This is a genomic window from Pseudoalteromonas sp. PAR1, from assembly GCF_947311895.1.
Classification (GTDB): domain Bacteria; phylum Pseudomonadota; class Gammaproteobacteria; order Enterobacterales; family Alteromonadaceae; genus Pseudoalteromonas; species Pseudoalteromonas lipolytica_C.
In genome coordinates, this window is the sequence record NZ_CAMZMY010000005.1 from 227,218 (window position 1) to 246,943 (window position 19,726).

The 19,726-nt window shown below is 41.7% G+C and carries 18 protein-coding genes; 14 read left to right on the forward strand and 4 right to left on the reverse strand.

Going from position 1 to position 19,726, the window contains the following annotated elements; translation table 11 throughout:
- The first annotated feature begins 64 nt into the window (after window positions 1–64).
- The 9 genes from nrdR (at window position 65) to QL229_RS06230 (ending at window position 9,181) form a co-directional block, all read left to right on the forward strand.
- Window positions 65–514, forward strand: coding sequence for a transcriptional regulator NrdR (gene nrdR / locus QL229_RS06190; protein WP_054552576.1), 450 nt, complete (start codon window positions 65–67; stop codon window positions 512–514).
- Between the two features lie 2 nt (window positions 515–516).
- Window positions 517–1,656 (forward strand): bifunctional diaminohydroxyphosphoribosylaminopyrimidine deaminase/5-amino-6-(5-phosphoribosylamino)uracil reductase RibD, encoded by a 1,140-nt coding sequence (gene ribD, locus QL229_RS06195; protein ID WP_281546589.1) that lies wholly within the window; start codon window positions 517–519, stop codon window positions 1,654–1,656.
- A 4-nt stretch (window positions 1,657–1,660) separates the two neighbouring features.
- Window positions 1,661–2,314 (forward strand): riboflavin synthase, encoded by a 654-nt coding sequence (locus QL229_RS06200; RefSeq protein WP_135923688.1) that lies wholly within the window; start codon window positions 1,661–1,663, stop codon window positions 2,312–2,314.
- A 42-nt stretch (window positions 2,315–2,356) separates the two neighbouring features.
- Window positions 2,357–3,472: a bifunctional 3,4-dihydroxy-2-butanone-4-phosphate synthase/GTP cyclohydrolase II gene (gene ribBA, locus QL229_RS06205; protein WP_138558307.1), complete on the forward strand. Its 1,116-nt coding sequence runs from the start codon at window positions 2,357–2,359 to the stop codon at window positions 3,470–3,472.
- A gap of 197 nt (window positions 3,473–3,669) precedes the next feature.
- On the forward strand, window positions 3,670–4,134 hold the full coding sequence (gene ribE, locus QL229_RS06210; RefSeq protein ID WP_036966328.1) for a 6,7-dimethyl-8-ribityllumazine synthase: 465 nt from the start codon (window positions 3,670–3,672) through the stop codon (window positions 4,132–4,134).
- Between the two features lie 15 nt (window positions 4,135–4,149).
- On the forward strand, window positions 4,150–4,560 hold the full coding sequence (gene nusB / locus QL229_RS06215; protein WP_054552571.1) for a transcription antitermination factor NusB: 411 nt from the start codon (window positions 4,150–4,152) through the stop codon (window positions 4,558–4,560).
- Window positions 4,561–4,604: 44 nt separating this feature from the next.
- Window positions 4,605–5,579, forward strand: coding sequence for a thiamine-phosphate kinase (thiL, locus tag QL229_RS06220; RefSeq protein ID WP_281546590.1), 975 nt, complete (start codon window positions 4,605–4,607; stop codon window positions 5,577–5,579).
- Window positions 5,576–6,061, forward strand: a complete 486-nt coding sequence (locus QL229_RS06225) for a phosphatidylglycerophosphatase A (protein WP_135923691.1) — start codon at window positions 5,576–5,578, stop codon at window positions 6,059–6,061. Before thiL ends, QL229_RS06225 begins: the two co-directional genes overlap by 4 nt.
- A 33-nt stretch (window positions 6,062–6,094) precedes the next feature.
- Window positions 6,095–9,181 (forward strand): ligand-binding sensor domain-containing diguanylate cyclase, encoded by a 3,087-nt coding sequence (locus tag QL229_RS06230; RefSeq protein ID WP_281546591.1) that lies wholly within the window; start codon window positions 6,095–6,097, stop codon window positions 9,179–9,181.
- Between the two features lie 59 nt (window positions 9,182–9,240).
- Here the strand turns inward: QL229_RS06230 and dxs are convergent, their stop codons facing one another.
- The 3 genes from dxs to xseB all read right to left on the reverse strand — a co-directional run bounded on the left by dxs (window position 9,241) and on the right by xseB (window position 12,327).
- Window positions 9,241–11,103 (reverse strand): 1-deoxy-D-xylulose-5-phosphate synthase, encoded by a 1,863-nt coding sequence (gene dxs, locus QL229_RS06235; RefSeq protein WP_281546592.1) that lies wholly within the window; start codon window positions 11,101–11,103, stop codon window positions 9,241–9,243.
- Between the two features lie 89 nt (window positions 11,104–11,192).
- Entirely contained in the window at window positions 11,193–12,080 is an 888-nt protein-coding gene (gene ispA / locus QL229_RS06240; protein ID WP_135923694.1) for a (2E,6E)-farnesyl diphosphate synthase, read from the reverse strand.
- 4 nt (window positions 12,081–12,084) lie between these two features.
- Complete coding sequence (xseB, locus tag QL229_RS06245; RefSeq protein WP_054552565.1) at window positions 12,085–12,327, reverse strand: exodeoxyribonuclease VII small subunit; 243 nt, start codon at window positions 12,325–12,327, stop codon at window positions 12,085–12,087.
- A gap of 271 nt (window positions 12,328–12,598) precedes the next feature.
- Between xseB and pomA the strand changes: the two genes are divergently transcribed.
- From pomA to QL229_RS06265, 4 genes are all read left to right on the forward strand, one after another.
- Window positions 12,599–13,366 carry a flagellar motor protein PomA gene (gene pomA, locus QL229_RS06250; protein ID WP_135923695.1) on the forward strand — a complete coding sequence of 256 codons (768 nt, stop codon included), beginning with the start codon at window positions 12,599–12,601 and terminating at the stop codon, window positions 13,364–13,366.
- 3 nt (window positions 13,367–13,369) lie between these two features.
- Window positions 13,370–14,293, forward strand: a complete 924-nt coding sequence (locus tag QL229_RS06255; RefSeq protein WP_135923696.1) for a flagellar motor protein MotB — start codon at window positions 13,370–13,372, stop codon at window positions 14,291–14,293.
- A gap of 129 nt (window positions 14,294–14,422) precedes the next feature.
- The gene (locus QL229_RS06260) at window positions 14,423–14,899 is read left to right on the forward strand and encodes a hypothetical protein (protein ID WP_135923697.1); all 477 of its coding nucleotides are present in this window, start codon (window positions 14,423–14,425) and stop codon (window positions 14,897–14,899) included.
- 66 nt (window positions 14,900–14,965) lie between these two features.
- Complete coding sequence (locus tag QL229_RS06265) at window positions 14,966–16,876, forward strand: DNA topoisomerase III (protein WP_281546593.1); 1,911 nt, start codon at window positions 14,966–14,968, stop codon at window positions 16,874–16,876.
- Between the two features lies 1 nt (window position 16,877).
- Here the strand turns inward: QL229_RS06265 and QL229_RS06270 are convergent, their stop codons facing one another.
- Complete coding sequence (locus QL229_RS06270; protein ID WP_281546594.1) at window positions 16,878–18,191, reverse strand: amidohydrolase; 1,314 nt, start codon at window positions 18,189–18,191, stop codon at window positions 16,878–16,880.
- Window positions 18,192–18,274: 83 nt separating this feature from the next.
- Here QL229_RS06270 and QL229_RS06275 point away from each other — a divergent pair, with 83 nt between their 5' ends.
- Entirely contained in the window at window positions 18,275–19,132 is an 858-nt protein-coding gene (locus tag QL229_RS06275; RefSeq protein WP_281546595.1) for a tetratricopeptide repeat protein, read from the forward strand.
- Window positions 19,133–19,726: the final 594 nt, after the last annotated feature.

Here is a 19,726-nt window from a genome sequence, read left to right on the forward strand (position 1 = left end):
TGCTATTATAAAGGCCGCTTAATAAGCGGCCTTTTTTGTTTTTAATAAACGGAAGCTGAACTCTATGCATTGTCCTTTTTGCACCGCAAAAGATACTAAAGTAATTGATTCTCGACTTGTTGGCGGCGGCCACCAGGTTAGGCGTCGACGTGAATGTAACGAATGTCACGAACGTTTTACCACCTTTGAAGGCGCAGAACTTGTGATGCCAAGAGTCATAAAGCAAGACGGTAGTCGTGAACCATTTAATGAAGACAAATTACTCAATGGCTTGCATCGTGCGCTAGAAAAACGCCCTGTCAGCACCGAGCAGGTCGATGAAGTGGTCAACATTATTAAATCTCAGCTTCGTGCCACGGGTGAACGTGAAATTTCTAGCCATTTAATTGGTGAGTGCATTATGGAGTCACTAAAAAAACTAGATAAAGTGGCTTATGTTCGCTTTGCATCAGTTTACCGTTCTTTTGAAGATATTCGCGAGTTTGGTGAAGAAATCGCTCGTTTAGGTGATTAACTATGTCATTCACAGAACTTGATACGGCTTATATGGCACGCGCCATAGAGCTTGCTAAACAAGGTCGTTTTACTACAACACCAAACCCTAATGTTGGCTGTGTACTGGTTAAAGATGGCGAAATAGTCGGTGAAGGATTTCATCAACTAGCAGGGCAGGGCCATGCTGAAGTTAATGCTCTGGCAGTGGCTGGCGACAATGCAAAAGGTGCCACCGCATATGTGACTTTAGAACCTTGTAGTCATTATGGACGCACACCGCCTTGTGCCGAAGGTTTAAAAGCAGCGGGTGTTAGCAAAGTTATAGCTGCCATGGTCGACCCAAACCCAGCGGTGAGTGGTCGCGGTCTACAGATTTTAGCTGATGCAGGTATCGCTGTAGCATCAGGTTTACTTGAACAACAAGCTCGCGATTTAAACAAAGGCTTTTTAAAGCGCATGGAAACTGGGTTGCCATATGTGATTTGTAAAATGGCTTGCAGTTTAGACGGTAAAACTGCGCTAAATAATGGCCAAAGTAAATGGATCACAGGGCCTAAAGCGCGCCAAGATGTGCAAGCATTTCGTGCCCAAAGTTGCGTGGTACTCACTGGTGCAGATACGGTTATGACCGATAATGCCAAACTTAATGTACGCATTGATGAGCTGCCATTTGATATGCCAACGTCACTGCCTTTGCGTCAACCTGCTCGTGTGATTATTGATTCACAAAATAGGTTAAGGCCTGAACTTGCATTATTTAGCATTGAAAGTCCGGTGATTATTTTCACTACATCGCTTGATAAACAGCATCAATGGCCTCACTTTGTTAAACACGAAGTTGTACCAGCAGTTAATAATAAAGTTGATTTATCAGCGGTTTTAAAGCGTCTTGCTGAGCTGCAATTTAACCATATTTGGCTCGAAGCAGGTGCGACCCTTGCCGGTGCATTTGCTGAGCAAGATTTAATTGATGAATACATTGTTTATATTGCCCCTAAGTTAATAGGTGATATGGGCAAAAGCTTACTAAACTTTGCAGAAGTTACCATGATGAGTGATATCACTGAACTGACCTTTACTGATACAGTGATGATTGGCGACGATATTCGCTTAACAGCGACAAAAGCAAAGCAAGCCACACACATTGAAAATAAAGAGTAGCACTATGTTTACTGGAATTATTGAAGCAACAGGTAAAATTGTTGAACTAACACAAAAGCAAGGTGACCTAGCTATTCGTATTCAAAGCACTAATTTGGATATGAAAGACGTTAAGCTCGGTGACAGTATTGCCACCAATGGTGTGTGTTTGACGGTTGTCGCTAAACATAGCGATGGTTTTAGTGCTGACTTATCAAACGAAACAATCAGCTTAACGGGCTTTGCTCACTATAAAAAAGGTCAAACAGTTAACCTTGAAAAAGCCATGCAACCACTTTCTCGCTTAGGTGGGCATTTAGTATCTGGTCATGTTGATGGTATTGCGACTGTAGAAAGTATCAGTCCTAATGCCCGTGCAACAGAGTACTGGCTAAGTACTGACAATGATTTAATGAAGTACATTCCTTACAAAGGTTCGGTATGTATTGATGGTATTAGTTTAACGGTCAACGAGGTCGAGCAAAACCGCTTCAAGTTGACTATTGTTCCGCATACCGCAGAGCAAACAACGATTGCAGAATTTCAAGTGGGTACTCAGGTGAACCTAGAAGTTGACCAGATTGCTCGCTATTTAGAGCGCCTAATAAAAGGGGCCGAACAACCTTCCCGTTCAGACATATCAATGAGCTTGCTAGCACAAGCTGGTTTTATTAAATAAGCAAAGATACGTCACTATTAATCATACTCTCATGGGCACATTATGAATCTACACAGCGCGCAAGAAATTATCGATGACATTAAAGCCGGTAAAATGGTTATTTTAATGGACGATGAAGACAGAGAAAATGAAGGCGATTTAATCATCGCAGCAGAGCATATAAGTGCTGATGCTATCAATTTTATGGCAACACACGGCCGTGGTTTAATTTGTTTAACGATGACGCAAGAGCGTTGCCAGCAGTTAGATTTGCCGTTAATGGTTAAAAATAACGGTGCTGCTTTTTCAACTAACTTCACTATGTCGATTGAAGCAGCGAAAGGCGTAACGACAGGTATTTCAGCAGCTGACCGAGCACGTACAGTTCAAGCAGCTATTGCCAAAGGTGCCGTGCCGAGCGATATCGTACAACCTGGGCATATTTTCCCAATTATGGCGCAACCAGGTGGCGTGTTAACACGTGCAGGTCATACCGAAGCCGGTTGTGATTTAGCTCGTTTAGCGGGTCTTGAGCCTTCATCTGTGATCGTTGAAATCTTAAATGCCGATGGCACCATGGCACGTCGTCCAGATCTTGAAGTTTTTGCAAAAGAGCATGGCTTAAAGATTGGCACTATTGCAGATTTAATCGAATACAGAAACCTAAACGAAACCACCATTGAGCGTGTTGCTAAATGTAAACTGCCAACTGATCACGGTGAGTTTGATTTAGTTACCTACAAAGACACCATTGATGGTCAACTTCACTATGTTTTACAAAAAGGTGAAGTATCGAAAGAAGAGCCAACGCTTGTTCGTGTTCACTTACAAAGTACCTTCAATGATATTTTATTATCTGATCGTAGTGCTGATCGCAGTTGGGGCTTATCGGATGCGATGGCTTACATTGCAGAACACAATGGCGTGCTGGTTATTTTGGGTAAGCAAGAATCAACTGAAGACCTTGAAGCAATGGTAAAAGCATTTGCTGCCGAAGATGCGGGTGAAAATGTAAATCATCGTAAATTCCAAGGGACATCGCGTACTGTCGGTGTGGGCTCGCAGATTTTGGCTGATTTAGGTATTGAAAAAATGCGCTTAATGAGCCGTCCGAAAAAATACCATGCACTATCAGGTTTCCACTTAGAAGTGGTTGACTACGTTGAGCCGCAATCTTAATTAACGCGTAATTTAATTAAGAGGTTTACTCGTAATTTTATTTAAATTCAATGCGGTTAGCGTTACGAGTGGCCACTAGAGTTAGATTTATTAGCCAGAGTTCAGGTTAACTAGGCTACTTTTATATTTTTGTGGTATTATGCGCCGTAATTTTTGCGCAATCGCAACCGCTTAAACTTATTTTTTAGGGTTATTAAATGAAAATTATTGAAGGTAACAAATACGCACCGGGCAAAAAGTTTGCCATTGTCATTTCTCGCTTTAATGACTTTATTGGTAGCAGCCTATTAGCAGGTGCTGTTGATGAGCTTAAGCGCACAGGTGGCGTATCTGACGACGACATTACTGTTGTTTACGTACCAGGTGCCGTTGAATTACCTTTAGCAGCGAAACGCGTTGCAGCAAAGAAAGAACACGATGCAATCATCGCTCTAGGCGTTGTGATCAGAGGTGGTACACCACACTTTGATTTAGTCGCTGGCGAATCAAACAAAGGTCTTGCACAAGTATCACTTGAGTACGATATCCCGGTTGCATTTGGCGTATTAACCACTGAAAGCATTGAGCAAGCAATTGAGCGCGCAGGTACCAAAATGGGTAACAAAGGTGGCGAAGCTGCTTTAGGTGCGCTTGAAATGGTTAATGTGTTAGACAAAATTTAAGTTTAAGGAATCTCTGTGAAACCAGCAGCAAGACGTAAAGCACGTATCTTAGCACTTCAAGCCGTATACTCTTGGCAGTTAAGCGGTAACCCAATTGCTGATATTGAACAGCAAATGTTAATTGAAAATGATGTGACTAAAATCGACGTCGAATATTTCAAAGACCTAGCACGCGGTGTTGTTGTTAACTGTAAGCAATTAGATGAAATCGTTGCGCCACATTTAGCACGCCCAGCAGATGAGTTAGACATGGTCGAAAAAGCAATTTTACGTCTGTCTGGCTATGAGCTGAAATTCCGTGAAGACGTTCCATACAAAGTAGCAATCAATGAAGGTATTGAGCTTGCTAAAATGTTTGGTGCTGAAGACAGCCATAAGTTTGTCAACGGTGTACTTGATAAAGCAGTTAAAGAGCTGCGTAAGTAAGTAGCCCCGTAAAGGAGAGCCGGCTTGGGCCGGCTTTTTTGTGAATGAAGGAATTTGAATTAATTAACCGTTACTTTAAAGGTCGCGGTATCATCCGTCGTGATGTAAACCTTGGTATAGGTGATGATTGTGCGTTGGTCACTGTGCCAGAAAACTGTCAATTAGCTGTGACAACCGACACATTAGTTGCAGGTGTACACTTTTTTGATGACATTTCTCCTCGCGCCCTTGGGCATAGGGCGTTAGCTGTTAACTTAAGTGATTTGGCTGCAATGGGTGCTGAACCTACCTGGATTTCAGTAGGATTGACCCTGCCTGAAGTGAATATGGAATGGATTGAGCAGTTCACAGAAGGTATGCATGAAATTGCGGAATACTTTAATGTGCAAATCATCGGTGGAGACACTACACAAGGTCCGCTCACAATTACTATTTGTGCCAAAGGTATTGTGCCTGAAGGCAAAGCATTGCGTCGCAGTGGTGCAAAGGTAGGTGATTGGATTTATGTGACCGGACCACTGGGCGACGCCGGTGTTGCGATCGAAGCACGTAAGCAAGGTTTCGACATCGCGCCTGAGCATTTGAGTTATTTAAACAATCGTTTCGATTACCCGACTCCGCGAGTTGCAGCTGGGCAGGTATTAAGAGGTGCGGCTTCAGCGGCCATCGATATCTCTGATGGTTTATTAGCTGATTTAGGTCATGTATTGGCGCTTTCGCAAGTCGGTGCAGTGATCCATGTTGATAAAGTACCTGTGTCTGATGCTGTCAGCGCATCAATTCCACGCCCTGAACAGTTTGACTATATTTTAAATTACGGCGACGATTACGAATTACTTTTTACTGTGCCTGAAAGCAATAAAAGCATGGTTGATATGAAACTTCGTCAATATGGCGTCGAAGCCAGCTGTGTTGGGCAAATAAGAAGTGGCGAAAGTGAAATTGAACTACTACTTGATGGTGAAAAATTTAACTATCAAGGTAAAGGGTTTCAACACTTTGCAAAGGAGCCGGTTTGAGTAGTAACCGATTATTTAATTTAAAACGCCCACATCAATTATTTGGTTTGGGTTTTGGTTTAGGCCTAGCGCCTAAAGCACCTGGCACCTTTGGTACTTTTGCTGCATTACCATTTATTTTTACAACTATGTACTTTCCGCTATGGTTACAGATTGTATTTGCAATTGTGATCAGCGTATTTGGTATTTGGGCTTGTGGTAAAACAGCAGATGACTTAGGGGTGCATGATCATCCTGCCATTGTTTGGGATGAAGTTGCTGGTTATTATATCACCATGATTGGCGCTGCACTTAGTTGGCAGTCATTGTTAGTTGGTTTTTTATTGTTCCGCTTTTTTGATATCGCTAAACCAGGCCCTATTCGTATTCTCGATAGGCGTTTACACGGTGGCTTGGGCATCATGGCTGATGATATTTTAGCAGGTATTTTTTCATTAATTTGTGTACAGGCTTTGTTTAAAGCTGGCTATTTACCCTTTTAAACGATTAATACAGTGTTACTTGGTGGCAAGTATATGATGCGATTTTTAGTTGTCTGTTTGTTGGTGTTATGCAGTATGCCTGCGTTTGCATCTATTACTGACTACGTCGTCAAACAATGGAATATCCAAAACGGCTTGCCATCTCAATCTCTTAAGAGCATCGCTCAAGACGAGCAAGGCTACATGTGGCTGGGTACTCAGTTCGGTTTGAGCCGCTTTGATGGTAATACTTTCACCAACTTCAACACACAAAATAGTGATTTCTTGCCAAGTAATGGTATTAACAAGCTATTAGTTGATAGTACGGGGTTACTTTGGGTTGGCACTAAAAACGGGATAGTAACCCTCGATCCAAGAACGATGATGTCGCAAACCTTTAATGTTAAAGGCCCAGTACGCGACATTCTTGAAGACTCGAAAGGCAGTATCTGGATTGCAGCCAACGGCCTTTATTATGTTGCTCGAAATCAAGTCACCCTAAACCAAAACTCTGCGTTAGTCGTGCCAGTATCAAATGCTACGGCAATCACGCAAATAGTTGGTTCAGTGAGCCAAATGGCGTTGTCGCCAGAAGGTATTTGGCTGGTTAACGAGCGTCACTTACTGCGTTTAACTAATACTTCATCTGATTTTGCAAAGCTGCGCTTAGAACTTACCGCAAAAGTCTCTCTACCTGAGCGTCTAGCGCAAACCATCATTCATGATATGGCGTGGCTTGAGGGTAATTTATACCTTGCCTCTGAGCTTGGTGCCTACTTTCTTGATTTAGATGACGAGTTGCGTCCATTCCCACTCCCTAACGCGAGTAACTCTGCCGTTTACAAGTTTATGAGCGACTCAGATGGGGCGTTGTGGATTTCAACTTATGGCCGTTTACTCTTTAGAGATAACTCTGGGGACTGGCAATGGGTTGAGCCAAGTCAGCTTGATCAAAGTATTTGGTTTGCAGATATTTTCCGTGATAATCAAAATAATATTTGGCTGGCAAGTTTCAGTGAGGGGTTATGGCTTGCTCACGAAGGGCGTATTGAGCGCCACTCAGCTATTTCAAATATGACAGAAGCGGTGATGGCGATTAGCCAAGCACCTGATGGCAAACTATGGGTGGCTAACCGCAGTGGTGTCGGCTACTTCGATTACAATAAGAATTTTGTAAATCAAATACCAAGTAATCAGTTTGGTCGGGCTGCAGTTCACGATTTGCAGTTTGATGGTGATCGCTTATACATTGCTACAGGTCGCGGTGTTTTTTACTATGAGAATCAAACCTTGTATACAGTGCCAGGACGAGCACTGCGCGATAACCCTGTATTCGCAATTAGCCGTTCTAGTAAAGGCGGTTTTTGGCTCGGTACTGGCCGCGGTATGTACCGTTTAAGTTACGGTGGCTTAACACCTTTTGCTTACAATGCGTTCTTGAGCAGTAAATTTATTACCTATGTGCTTGATGAGCAAAATTTTGGCTTAATAGGTACCAGTAAAGGGGCTTATTACTTTACTGACCGTGGTATTGAAAAAATTGGCGACCAAACCAGTTTAGAAAGCGCTTATGTCACCAGTATTTTAAATATTGAAGGGGTGGGGATATTAATTGGCTCTCTTAACGATGGTTTATTTTATCGCAGCACCCAAGGACAGTGGCGTCAACTTGATGCAACAGACGGCCTACCGTACGGCTCGATTTTCAGCCTTGTTTATGACAAACAGTTAAAACGTATTTGGGTAAGTACCATGAAGGGCGTTTACCGCATGCCGGTAGAGCAATTTGGTGCTGATATCGAGAGCTTAAAAGTAGAGCAAGTGATCTCATCATTTGACCGACAATTAGATGGTAAAGCCAGTCAGTGCTGTGCTGGTCTTGGCCATGATGCTGTAGCAGACACAGGTAACTCTATTTGGTACCCAAGCTTACAAGGGGTAGTTGAAATACCTAAGAGTGTTGAGCTTTTTGGTGTGCAAGCGCTTAAGCCGCGTATTGAAAGCATTATTACGCCGCTGCGAAGCTTAAGTACCGCTACTTTAGGTGATAAACCTGAGCTACAAATTGATGAGCGCGATGTGACAATCAAATATACCGCAATTGATTATTTTGCTCCTTCAAGTATTGAGTTTAGATATCGACTGAGTGGTTTAGACAGTGATTGGCGCTATGCAAACACCCGCCGTGAGGCTATTTATACAAATTTACCGCCGGGGGCATTTTTGTTTCAGCTTGAAGCCAAACGTGGTGGTGAAGATTGGCAAAAGGCTCGTCGTACCGAGTACACATTCGTTGTTCCACGTCGCTTTGATGAGACCATTTACTTTAGACTCTTGATCACAAGTAGTTTTATTTTATTGTTCTACCTCGTGTTTTGGGTGTTTAGGGCGCAAGAGAAGCGTAAACAATTAGCACTTGAAAGCTTAGTAACAGAGCGCACCGTAGAGCTTCGTGAAGCCAACGATAAGCTCAATCAAGTAAACTCTCAGCTTAAGTTAGTCAGCCACTCAGATGAGCTAACAGGGCTTCGTAGTCGTCGCTTCTTGTTTGATCAGCTCCCTAAAGATATTGAACATTTCCAACGTAATTCGCAATCATTGCAAGCACAGGGTAAGTCGTTGGTGCTACTGATAATTAACCTTGATAACTTTAGCCGCATCAATGATTCCTATGGACCACTTGCAGGCGATAGTTGTTTACAGCAAATGGCGACATTATTGAATAGCCGGACACAAGGCTCAGACTATGTCGCACGCTGGAGTGGCGATGAGTTTTTACTCTTATTACGTGATTTCAAACGTACAGCTATAGACAATTATGTTGCCGATTTGTGTGAAGCAATTGCAGCAAACCCATTTAGGCTACCAAATGGGGAATCGACCACCATCACTGCGTCTATTGGCTGGTCTTTCTATCCATTACCTTTATTGGGTGGTCAAGTGATTGGCTGGGAAACGTCTGTTAATTTAGCTGATATCGCGCTACACCAAGTGAAAAAGCGCGGTGGTGATGGCGTTGCAAATATTACCTTTGATGAACAATTAGATGCTTTTGAGTTTGAGCAAAATAATAATGTTGATAAACAACTGGGTGTTCTTCAAGAAACAGGTCTTGCTGATATTAAGGTTTGGATGCGCTAATATAAACGATGACAAAAAAGGAGCCTTAAGGCTCCTTTTTAGTTTTAATAGTGTACGGCTTAGGACATAAACTCTTTGATGCTAGTTAAGATACCGTTTGCATCTAAGCCCATTTCGGCGTGCATTTCGTCTTGTGTACCATGCTTAATGAATTCATCTGGAATACCTAAGTTCAAGATAGTCACATTTGCTTTAATTGCAGCTAAGTACTCATTCACAGCAGAACCCGCACCGCCAGCAATGGCGTTGTCTTCTAGGGTAACAATTACATCGTGGCTACTCAGCAACTCGCTAATAGTCTCTGTATCAAGAGGCTTAATGAAGCGCATATCAATCACTGTTGCATTAAGCTCTTCAGCAGCTGATTTGGCGTTTTCTAGTAGCGTACCAAATGACAAGATTGCCACTTTACTGCCTTGTTTGATACTTCGCGCCTTACCAATTTCAATCGCACTCATTGTTGATTCAACATCACAATTGCCAGCACTACCACGTGGGTATCGTACGGCAACAGGCTGATTGCATTGGTAACCTGTATACAGCATCTGGCGGCACTCATTAGTGTCGCTTGGCGCCATGATAATCATATTAGGAATACAGCGCATAAAGCTTAAATCGTAAGCACCTTGATGAGTTTCACCATCAGCACCAACAATCCCGGCACGATCAATAGCAAATAAAACCGGTAGGTTTTGTAATGCCACATCGTGAATAAGTTGGTCGTACGCACGTTGTAAAAAGCTTGAATAAATAGCAACAACAGGCTTTAGTCCTTCACAGGCAAAACCAGCTGCAAGCGTTACAGCATGTTGCTCAGCAATTGCTACATCAAAGTATTGCGCTGGGTACTCTTTAGAAAAACGAACCATGCCTGAGCCTTCACGCATAGCAGGAGTAATCGCCATTAGCTTGTCATCTTGTGCTGCCATATCACAAAGCCAGTCACCGAACACATTTGAGAATGTGGCAGCGCCAGGTTTTGATTTTGGTAATTTAGACATGCTTGGATCAAATTTTGGTACGCCATGGTAACCAATTGGATCCGCTTCAGCAGGTTTATAACCTTTACCTTTTTGCGTTTTAATATGCAGTAGCTGCGGGCCTTTAAGGTTACGCATATTACGTAAGGTATCGACCAACATATTGACATCGTGACCGTCGATTGGGCCGATGTAATTTAGGCCTAATTCTTCAAAGAATGTGCCCGGAATGACCATACCTTTTAGGTGTTCTTCCATGCGGCTGGCAAGTTCTTTCACTGGCGGTAAACCCGAAAGAAGTTTTTTACTGCCTTCGCGAATATTGGTGTAGAAGCTACCAGACAAAATACGTGCAAAGTGGTTGTTTAGGGCACCTACGTTTTCTGAAATCGACATTTCATTATCGTTTAAGATAATTAACACGTTAGGGTTTACATCGCCCATGTGGTTCATCGCTTCAAATGCCATACCAGCAGTAATTGCGCCATCGCCAATAACAGCAACCGTTTTACGATCTTTACCTTCTTTTTCAGCGGCAATAGCCATGCCGAGCGCTGCAGAAATAGAAGTACTTGAATGACCAACACTGAAGGTGTCGTAAGGGCTTTCTTCACGGAATGGGAAAGGGTGTAAACCGTCTTTCTGACGGATAGTATGCATTTGGTCACGGCGACCCGTTAAGATTTTGTGCGGGTATGCTTGATGACCCACATCCCATACTAAACGATCTTCAGGGGTGTTATAGACATAATGAAGGGCCACTGTTAACTCAACAGTACCTAAACCTGATGCTAAATGACCACTACTTTGCGAAACTGAATTAAGCAGGTATTCGCGTAACTCTTTACTAAACGCAGGTAACTTATCTTGCGCAATATCACGCAGTTGTGCTGGTTCGTCAACCAAACTTAATAATGGATACTTGCTACTATCAAGTGTCATGATTTTATATACATCCTTCGCTAACCAGAGTGCATTATAGCCCATTGCTGCTCTGATTTTTTAGTTATTTTGTCTTTCTTTTTTAGACGTTAATAATTACGCTCAACAATATAGCTAGCAAGGCTTGCCAGCTCGCGGGTGTCGTAATCAATAGCCTCAAGTGCTTTATGAGCCCGAGCCAATAAGTCTTGTGCTTTTTGCTTAGCGCCTGCCATACCTAATAATGCAGGGTAGGTCGCTTTATTGGCCGCAATATCTGAACCTTGCGGTTTGCCTAACGTTTCGGTGTCTGCCTCTACATCGAGAATATCGTCCTGTACCTGAAAAGCCAGACCAATTGCTTGACCAAACAAATTAAGCTGCTTTAACGTTTGCTCATCACATTGCGGCGCGGCCAAAGCCCCCAAGGTAATTGCACAGTTGAGTAATGCGCCAGTTTTAAGTTGATGAATACGTTCTAGTTCTTCGACTGTAATTGCTTTATCAGTGGCTTCAATATCAAGTGCCTGACCACCTACCATACCCTCTATACCTGAGGCTTTGCTTAACGAGGCGATCATTCTTACCTGTTGTGTCGCAGGTACTGCAAACTGATGGTTAGCAATTAAATCAAATGCTAATGTTTGAAGAGCATCACCGGCGAGAATAGCTTGCGCTTCACCATAAACAATATGACAAGTAGGGCGGCCACGTCTTAAGTCATCATCATCCATTGCTGGTAGGTCATCATGCACTAATGAGTAGCTATGAATACACTCAATAGCAGCGGCAAGAATATCAAGGTCAGCTTTGTCAGCTCCCATCATGCGGCCCGTCGCATAAACGAGGTAAGGACGTAAGCGCTTACCACCATTTAAAACGCCGTAATGAGTGGCTTCTTTAATGGTTTTTTCAGTGTTCAGTGGCAGTTCGAAATAGCGATTTAAATGTGCTTCAACGTCTTCTCGAGCGCGTTGTAATTGTTCTTTTAATTGCACTTAATTAGTCCAAGTTTGAGTCAAAGTTGCTAAGAGGAGCTTGGCTATCGTTACCCATTAATATGGCCACTTTTTGTTCGGCTTGTTGTAATTTTCCAGATGAGGCATTCGCTAGCGCTATACCACGCTCAAACTGTTTTAGCGATTGTTCTAAAGACAGTTCACCTTGCTCCATTTGTGCAACAATCTGAGATAATTCATCCAGTGCTTCTTCAAAACTCAAGTTTTCTGGTTTCTTTGTTGCCATAGTGGCCTCGATAGCTAATAGAAAGTGAGGCCAATTTTAGGGGGAATGCTAAACTAGGTCAAAGAATGATGTGTTTTTTTGCGCATAAAAGGAAATCAATATGCTATTTTTACGGTTTTAGAAGTAGCGGCAACTTGTAGCTTAAAAATCTTACATTAAAATAAAATTAATTCATTTAATGATTTAAGTAATTCAATTGCTTGCCGATAAGCAGTTAATAATAAAAATTTGATGCCGTTGGTGTCGTGTAATTGTTCCTCTGGAGGGGTATGTGGATTTAGCAACCATAATAGGTATTCTTGGTGCCATAGGCTTAATTGCTATGTCGATGGTATTAAGTAGTGACGGCCAAGTTGCAATGTTTTATAACACGCCTTCGGTGGTCATTGTATTTGGTGGTTCGATTTTTATCGTGTTATCGAACTTCACTATGGGGCAGTTTTTGGGCATTGGTAAGGTCGCTGCAAAAGCCTTTATGTTCAAAATTGAATCACCAGAAGAATTAATTGAAAAAGCAGTAGAATTAGCTGACTCAGCACGTAAAGGTGGTTTCTTAGCATTAGAAGAAGCCGAAATCCCTAACGGCTTTATGCGTAAAGGGGTTGATATGTTAGTGGATGGTCATGATGCTGATGTAGTTCGTGCCACACTGCAAAAAGATATTTCCCTCACCGCTACTCGCCATGAACTTGGTGCAGGTTTATTTAAGTCGCTTGCTGATATCGCTCCTGCGATGGGGATGATAGGCACGCTAATAGGCTTGGTTGCAATGTTATCTAACATGGATGACCCAAAAGCAATTGGTCCTGCAATGGCTGTAGCTCTTTTAACAACACTTTATGGTGCTTTTTTGGCAAACGTTGTTGCAATTCCAATTCAGGTAAAACTAGAGCTGCGTAAAGATGAAGAAGCCCTCAACCAACGTTTAATTCTTGATGCGGTACTGGGTATTCAAGATGGTCAAAACCCGAAAGTAATTGAAGGTATCTTGAAAAACTATTTAGCTGAATCAAAACGTAAAGTCGATACCGAGGAGTAGGGCATGTCAGATCAAGAGTGCAAATGTCCACCTCCGGGGTTACCTGCCTGGATGGGAACCTTCGCAGATTTAATGTCGCTATTAATGTGCTTCTTTGTACTCTTGCTTGCTTTCTCGGAAATGGATGTTCTTAAGTTTAAGCAGATAGCAGGTTCAATGAAGTTTGCTTTTGGTGTACAAAATAAAATTGAAGTAAAAGATATTCCAAAAGGGACCTCGGTCATTGCAATGGAGTTCACTCCGGGCAAACCTGAACCTACTCCTATCGAGACAATTCAACAACAAACCGTAGAGATGACACAACAAATGCTCGAGTTTCAGGCTGGTGATGAAAGCTCTGCAGGTGGTCGTCAAGAACAGCGTGGTAATAAGCGTGGTGGGGAATCACAAAGCACTGCTCAGCAACAAGCTATGGAGCAGTCAATTTCTGCAGCCGATCAAGAGCAAACGAATGAGCTTGTGAAGAAAATTGCCCAACAGCTTGAGCAGCAAATTATGGATGGCGCGATTGAACTTGAGTCACTAGGTCAGCAAATTATTATTCGCATTCGTGAGAATGGCTCATTCCCATCAGGCAGTGCTTTCTTACAGCCTAGGTTTAAACCTATCATTCGTGATATTGCTACGCTGTTAAAAGATGTGCCGGGTGAAATAACCGTGTCAGGGCATACAGATGATTTCCAAGTATCGAATGAGCTTTATACAAACAATTGGGATTTGTCGTCAAAACGTGCTGTTGCAGTTGCTAGCGAAATGGAAAAGGCGCCCGGTTTTGATAAATCTCGTATGATGGTTGTAGGTCACGCAGAAACCAGGCCACTAGTACCGAATGTAACCGATGAAGATCGTAGGCGTAACCGACGAGTCGAGATCTCTATTATGCAAGGTAAGGCGCATGAATCTGAGCCTATTGATGTGAGGCAATAAATCAATTAAAGTGAAACTTCATTAACAGATGTAATGGAGTATACAAATGAAAAAAGTTGATAAATATAGCTATATGCCAGGCAATGGTGATGGCGGTGATGACGATAAAACTGATTAAGGCGCTACATTTTGCCTGACTGGTTTGTAGAAATTAGAGTTATCTTAAGCAATAGCTGGGTGTTCATTTTGAGCCCAGCTATTATTATTTTTTATCTTCGTAAAGACTGGCCTGCTTTTTATTTCTCTGTTATTACTGCTGCTTTTTTCCTTTATGGAACTCTTATTTATTCTGCTTTAAAAGAATTTGATGACATTTATATCTGGCGCTATGTAGTCTGGGCTTTTAATGATATTGCTTGGATGGCAATCATTGCTTATTTAGGTATTAAAGACAAAGTCTACTTATGGCAAAGTGTGTTGGGACAACTTGTTGTTATTATGGCGCCAATTTTACAACTGTTCCGTTTGGTCGACCGCCATCTTTGGGATTTATCATACAGTACCTACATGTATAAGACCCTGCTACCGCTAATCAATATTGGTACTGTGGTCGTTTGTTACCTACCACTTATCTATCTCTTTACTCGACGAAGTCAGCAAGCTTAAGCGATTCCTAAGTTAAAAATCCTGTGCTAGACTACTGTTTATAAAAACAGTATTTAGTGTTGCTTTATGAAACTTTACATTGCCGAAAAACCCTCCCTAGCACGGGCCATTGCAGATGCGCTGCCAAAACCACAGAAAAAACAGGATGGTTATATAGAGCTTGCTAATGGTGATTGTGTTTCTTGGTGTGTAGGGCATTTGCTTGAACAAGCAGAGCCCGATGATTACGATGCAAGTTTTAAAAAGTGGCGATTTGAGCACTTACCTATCGTGCCAGAACAATGGCAATTAAAACCTAAAGCAAAAACCCGTAAACAACTCACTGTATTAAAAAAGCTAATCAAGCAAGCAAGTATCATAGTTCATGCAGGTGACCCTGACCGTGAAGGCCAGCTATTGGTTGATGAAGTAATTGATCAGGTCAAACTAAGCCAAGCTAAAAAACAGCAAATTCAACGACTCTTGATCAGCGATTTAAACTTAAGTGCAGTTAAAAAAGCACTTAATAATTTAAAATTGAATCGTGATTTTATTCCCTTAAGTGTATCTGCTTTAGCTCGCTCGCGTGCTGATTGGCTATTTGGTATGAATTTAACGCGAGCTTATACGCTAGCTGGGCAAAAAGCTGGGTTTGGTAATGTGTTATCTGTTGGCCGGGTACAAACACCTATTTTAGGCTTAGTTGTAAATCGTGATAATGAAATAGCGAACTTTGTAGCAAAACCTTTTTATGAAGTATTAGCTCATCTTGAAACTGAGCAGCAGCAAACTTTTTCTGCTAAATGGCAGCCAAGCAAAGCATGCGAACCTTATCAAGATGAAGAAGGGCGGGTATTACATAGAGGACTTGCTGAAAATGTTGTTTCACGCATAACTAATCAGCCAGCTAAAGTAGTTGAGCTTGAGCAAAAGCAAAAAAAGCAACAAGCGCCGCTACCTTATAACTTATCAGCTTTACAAATCGATGCGGCAAAAGCGTTTTCAATGCCTGCGCAAAAGGTGCTCGATACCTGCCAAAGTTTATATGAACGTCATAAGTTAATTACTTATCCTCGATCAGATAATCGCTATTTACCAAAAGAGCACCATAAAGATGCAGCTAAAATTATTGCTGCTATTGCTAATAATGAAGGGCAAGCAAGTGAAGCTTGTAAGCAAGCTGATACGAGCAAGCGTAGTAAATGTTTTAATGACAGCAAAGTTGCAGCTCACCACGCGATAGTACCTACCGAAAAACAACTTCGCTCAGCAACATTAAATAGTGATGAACAAAAAGTCTATCGGTTGATCTGTCGTCATTATTTAATCCAGTTTTATCCAGACTATGTATTTAACGAAACCAAAGTAACGGTTGAAATTGCTGGTGGGCTTTTTAAAGCAGCTGCTAAGCAAGATGTTAGCCTAGGCTTTAAAACATTGATGGGCAAAACAGAGTTAAAAGATGAGCAAACCTTACCTGCTCTTGAAAAAGGTCAGTTGCTGCATTGCAATCAAGGCGAAGTGATAGACAAAATGACGACACCGCCAGCGCATTTTACTGATGCTACCTTATTAAGTGCTATGACAGGCATCAGCAGGTATGTGAAAGATCCTGAAATTAAAAAGATCCTTAAAGAAACCGATGGCTTAGGCACTGAGGCTACACGGGCAGGTATTCTTGAGCTTTTATTTAAGCGCCGCTTTTTAGAGCGTCAGGGTAAAAACATTTTAGCAACGGCAACAGGAAAAGCACTCATTAGTACATTACCAGAGCAGCTTGCTAGCCCTGATTTAACAGCTAAGTGGGAAGCATCATTAGGGAATATAGCTGAGCAACACATGAGTTATCAGCAGTTTTTAACGCCATTACTGGCAGAGCTGCATGCTTTAGTTGAGCAAGCAAAGCAGTGCGACAGTCAAGTATTTTCCCAATTACCAAAAACGCCGCAAAAGCGACGTTTTAAAAGAAAAGCTAAGCCTAGAGCTAAGTCAGCCTAAACTATTTTTTGTTGAACAGGGCAACCGCGGCATTACTCATAGCTGTTATTCCTGTAGGGAGCGCCTTTTTGTAATCAGGTGCAAACTTACTTGAATGTAAAGAAGGTAATGTTGCGCCTGATTGCATTGCTGCATCATATTGACTCGGTTCAACACCGCCTAACCAAAACAAAGTAATTGGTACGTTTTGTTCTGTACGACCGTATAGACCAAAGTCTTCACCAGCCATTACAGCTTCAGTTTCAAGTACATTGTCTTCACCAATAGCATTAGCAATTGCTGAACGCACTACATTGGTTTGTGCAGGGTTATTGTAAGTAGAGGGAATTGATTCATCTTCATGCACAAATACTTCAGGAGCTAAGCTTTCATCAAGTCCGGCACTTAATGCGATGCCTTTAGAAATTCGTTTAATCGCAGCGATTTGTTGCAAGCGTACTTCAGGGTTATAGCTACGAAGTGTTAATTGCAGTTTTACTTCATCTGAAATGACATTGTGTTTAGAGCCCCCGTGAATAGAACCTACCGTGATAACCGATGGTTCAAGTGGTGACAATTCGCGACTAGTAATAGTTTGCAGCGCCAACACAATACGTGAAGCAATTACAACAGGGTCTATTGTTGTGTGTGGGTAGGCACCGTGACCGCCTTTACCTTTTACAGTAATATCAACAGAGTCAACGCTTGCCATCGTATATTCTGTTTTCATGCTAACTTTGCCAGCAGGAACACTGGCACTAACATGTAAACCAATAACATGGTCTGGAGTAGGGTACTTAGTAAAGAGCCCCTCTTTCAGCATGGCTTTTGCACCGCCTCCTACTTCTTCTGCTGGCTGTGCCACCATCATTAAAGTGCCTTGCCACTGATCTTTGTGTGTCATTAACTGTTGGGCTGTGCCAATAAATGAACTCATGTGAATATCATGACCACAGCCATGCATTACGCCAACGGTTGCACCAGCATCATTAGTGACTGTTACTTTAGAGGCGTATGGCTTACCAGTTTGTTCAACAATTGGTAAGCCATCAGTATCAGTGCGGATCATGACCGTAGGGCCATCACCGTTCTTATATATCCCAACAACGCCGTAACCACCCACATTATCTGTAACAGTAAAGCCCAGTTGTTTTAATTGCTTTGCTAACTTTTGGCCCGTTTTCTTTTCGTGGTATGACAACTCAGGAGATTGATGCAAATCTAAATAGAGCTTTTCAATCTCAGGCATGGTTTTTTGAAGATTTAAATCGAGCGTTGTTGCTTGCGCGAATGGACTAAGAAGTAATAAAGCTGCAGAAATAGCAGATAATTTCATAATGACCTCGACCCGTAGGACTTGTAATTGTTATGTTTGCCACTATATCAAAACTTAAATACTTATATAGTGCAATCAATCAAATGAATAATATGATAAATCTTACCCCGCAAAATTTGCAGCAAGCACTGGGTGAAACGTCCGCTGAAAAATTAGTGTTACTTACTTTTTACTCTGCACAAAATCCAGAGTGTCATCAACAAGCTGCTATTTTAGAGAAGATCGCACACGAATATGGTGAACATTTATTAGTAGCAACGTTAGATTGTGATGTTGAGCAGGCACTTGCAAGTCAACTTGCACAGCAAATAGGTTTGCAAGCACTACCCACTCTTGTGATGTTAAAAGACTCAGCGCCTGTTGATATGTTACCTGGTGCTCAAACAGAACAGCAAATTCGTGATGCGTTAGCAAAGCATTTACCCGCACAACATGAATTATTACTTGAGCAAGCTAAACAAGCGTTAATTAATCAGGATTTAAATAATGCATTTAGTTATGCAAAGCAGGCATACGAGCTAGATCCAAACCATACTCGTGTAAAGTTAGTGTTAGCTGATATCTGTATTCAAATTCATAAGCTAGATGATGCGCAAGCATTATTAGATTCGGTTGCAGAAAATGAACGTGATGCGTATTTCACAAATATCCAAGCTAAATGTGAACAAGCGTTAGCAGCAACAGATTCACCAGAAATAAAAGCACTACAAGCGAAAGTAGAAAAATATCCAAATGATCTTGAGATAAAACTAGAGCTAAGCAATGCCTTTAACATTGCAGGTCGCAAAGAAGAAGCACTTGAGATGTTATTTACTGTGCTTAAAAAAGATCTAAATTACGCGGATGCAAAACCAACATACCTAGAAATCATTGCCTCCTTACCTGATGGTGATGCACTTGCTTCTAAGTATCGCCGTAAATTATATAGTATATTGTACTAAATCTAGTGTTGATTGATAAAAGCGCCACTTAAATACAGGCGCTTTTTTATTTAAAAAAACTTGCGTATTACCTAATTTCGATAATACTTAAGATCCTCTCGAGAAAAGTTGGCTGTATTTTATACAGTAAACTATGTTTTTTACTGCCTTTAGCTTGTTTTTTGCGCGAAAGGTAAGTTTTTAGTAGTTTTCTACAAAAAGTGCTTGCGTTAATTCTTCGCATCCCTATAATGCGCATCCACTGACACGGCGGGCAGCAATGAAAAGCGCTGAACAAAGTGACAGAGAGTTAAGTAAAACTTCGGTTTAAAACGGTCTAGAAAGAAAGTTTGAAATTAAGTATTGACTCGAAAAATTAAGGATGTATTATACGCATCCCTAGCGACAACGTCGCAACGTTCTTTAACAATATAAAGCAATCATCTGTGTGGGCACTCGTACAGATTGAGTTCTAACAGCAGATTCTAGTTCGCTAGATGACGCAAACAAATTTAGAGTCTCAATTTCTTATGAGTGGCTATATAGTCAATTTATACAGAATTCATTGAGCACGAAACTTAGGTTTCAAAAAACTTTTAATTGAAGAGTTTGATC

Coding starts and splice junctions, on each gene's coding strand:
- nrdR (WP_054552576.1), top strand. CDS start 65: ATGCATTGTCCTTTTTGCACCGCAAAAGATACTAAAGTAATTGATTCT.
- ribD (WP_281546589.1), top strand. CDS start 517: ATGTCATTCACAGAACTTGATACGGCTTATATGGCACGCGCCATAGAG.
- QL229_RS06200 (WP_135923688.1), top strand. CDS start 1,661: ATGTTTACTGGAATTATTGAAGCAACAGGTAAAATTGTTGAACTAACA.
- ribBA (WP_138558307.1), top strand. CDS start 2,357: ATGAATCTACACAGCGCGCAAGAAATTATCGATGACATTAAAGCCGGT.
- ribE (WP_036966328.1), top strand. CDS start 3,670: ATGAAAATTATTGAAGGTAACAAATACGCACCGGGCAAAAAGTTTGCC.
- thiL (WP_281546590.1), top strand. CDS start 4,605: ATGAAGGAATTTGAATTAATTAACCGTTACTTTAAAGGTCGCGGTATC.
- QL229_RS06230 (WP_281546591.1), top strand. CDS start 6,095: ATGATGCGATTTTTAGTTGTCTGTTTGTTGGTGTTATGCAGTATGCCT.
- dxs (WP_281546592.1), bottom strand. CDS start 11,103: ATGACACTTGATAGTAGCAAGTATCCATTATTAAGTTTGGTTGACGAA.
- xseB (WP_054552565.1), bottom strand. CDS start 12,327: ATGGCAACAAAGAAACCAGAAAACTTGAGTTTTGAAGAAGCACTGGAT.
- QL229_RS06255 (WP_135923696.1), top strand. CDS start 13,370: ATGTCAGATCAAGAGTGCAAATGTCCACCTCCGGGGTTACCTGCCTGG.
- QL229_RS06265 (WP_281546593.1), top strand. CDS start 14,966: ATGAAACTTTACATTGCCGAAAAACCCTCCCTAGCACGGGCCATTGCA.
- QL229_RS06270 (WP_281546594.1), bottom strand. CDS start 18,191: ATGAAATTATCTGCTATTTCTGCAGCTTTATTACTTCTTAGTCCATTC.
- QL229_RS06275 (WP_281546595.1), top strand. CDS start 18,275: ATGAATAATATGATAAATCTTACCCCGCAAAATTTGCAGCAAGCACTG.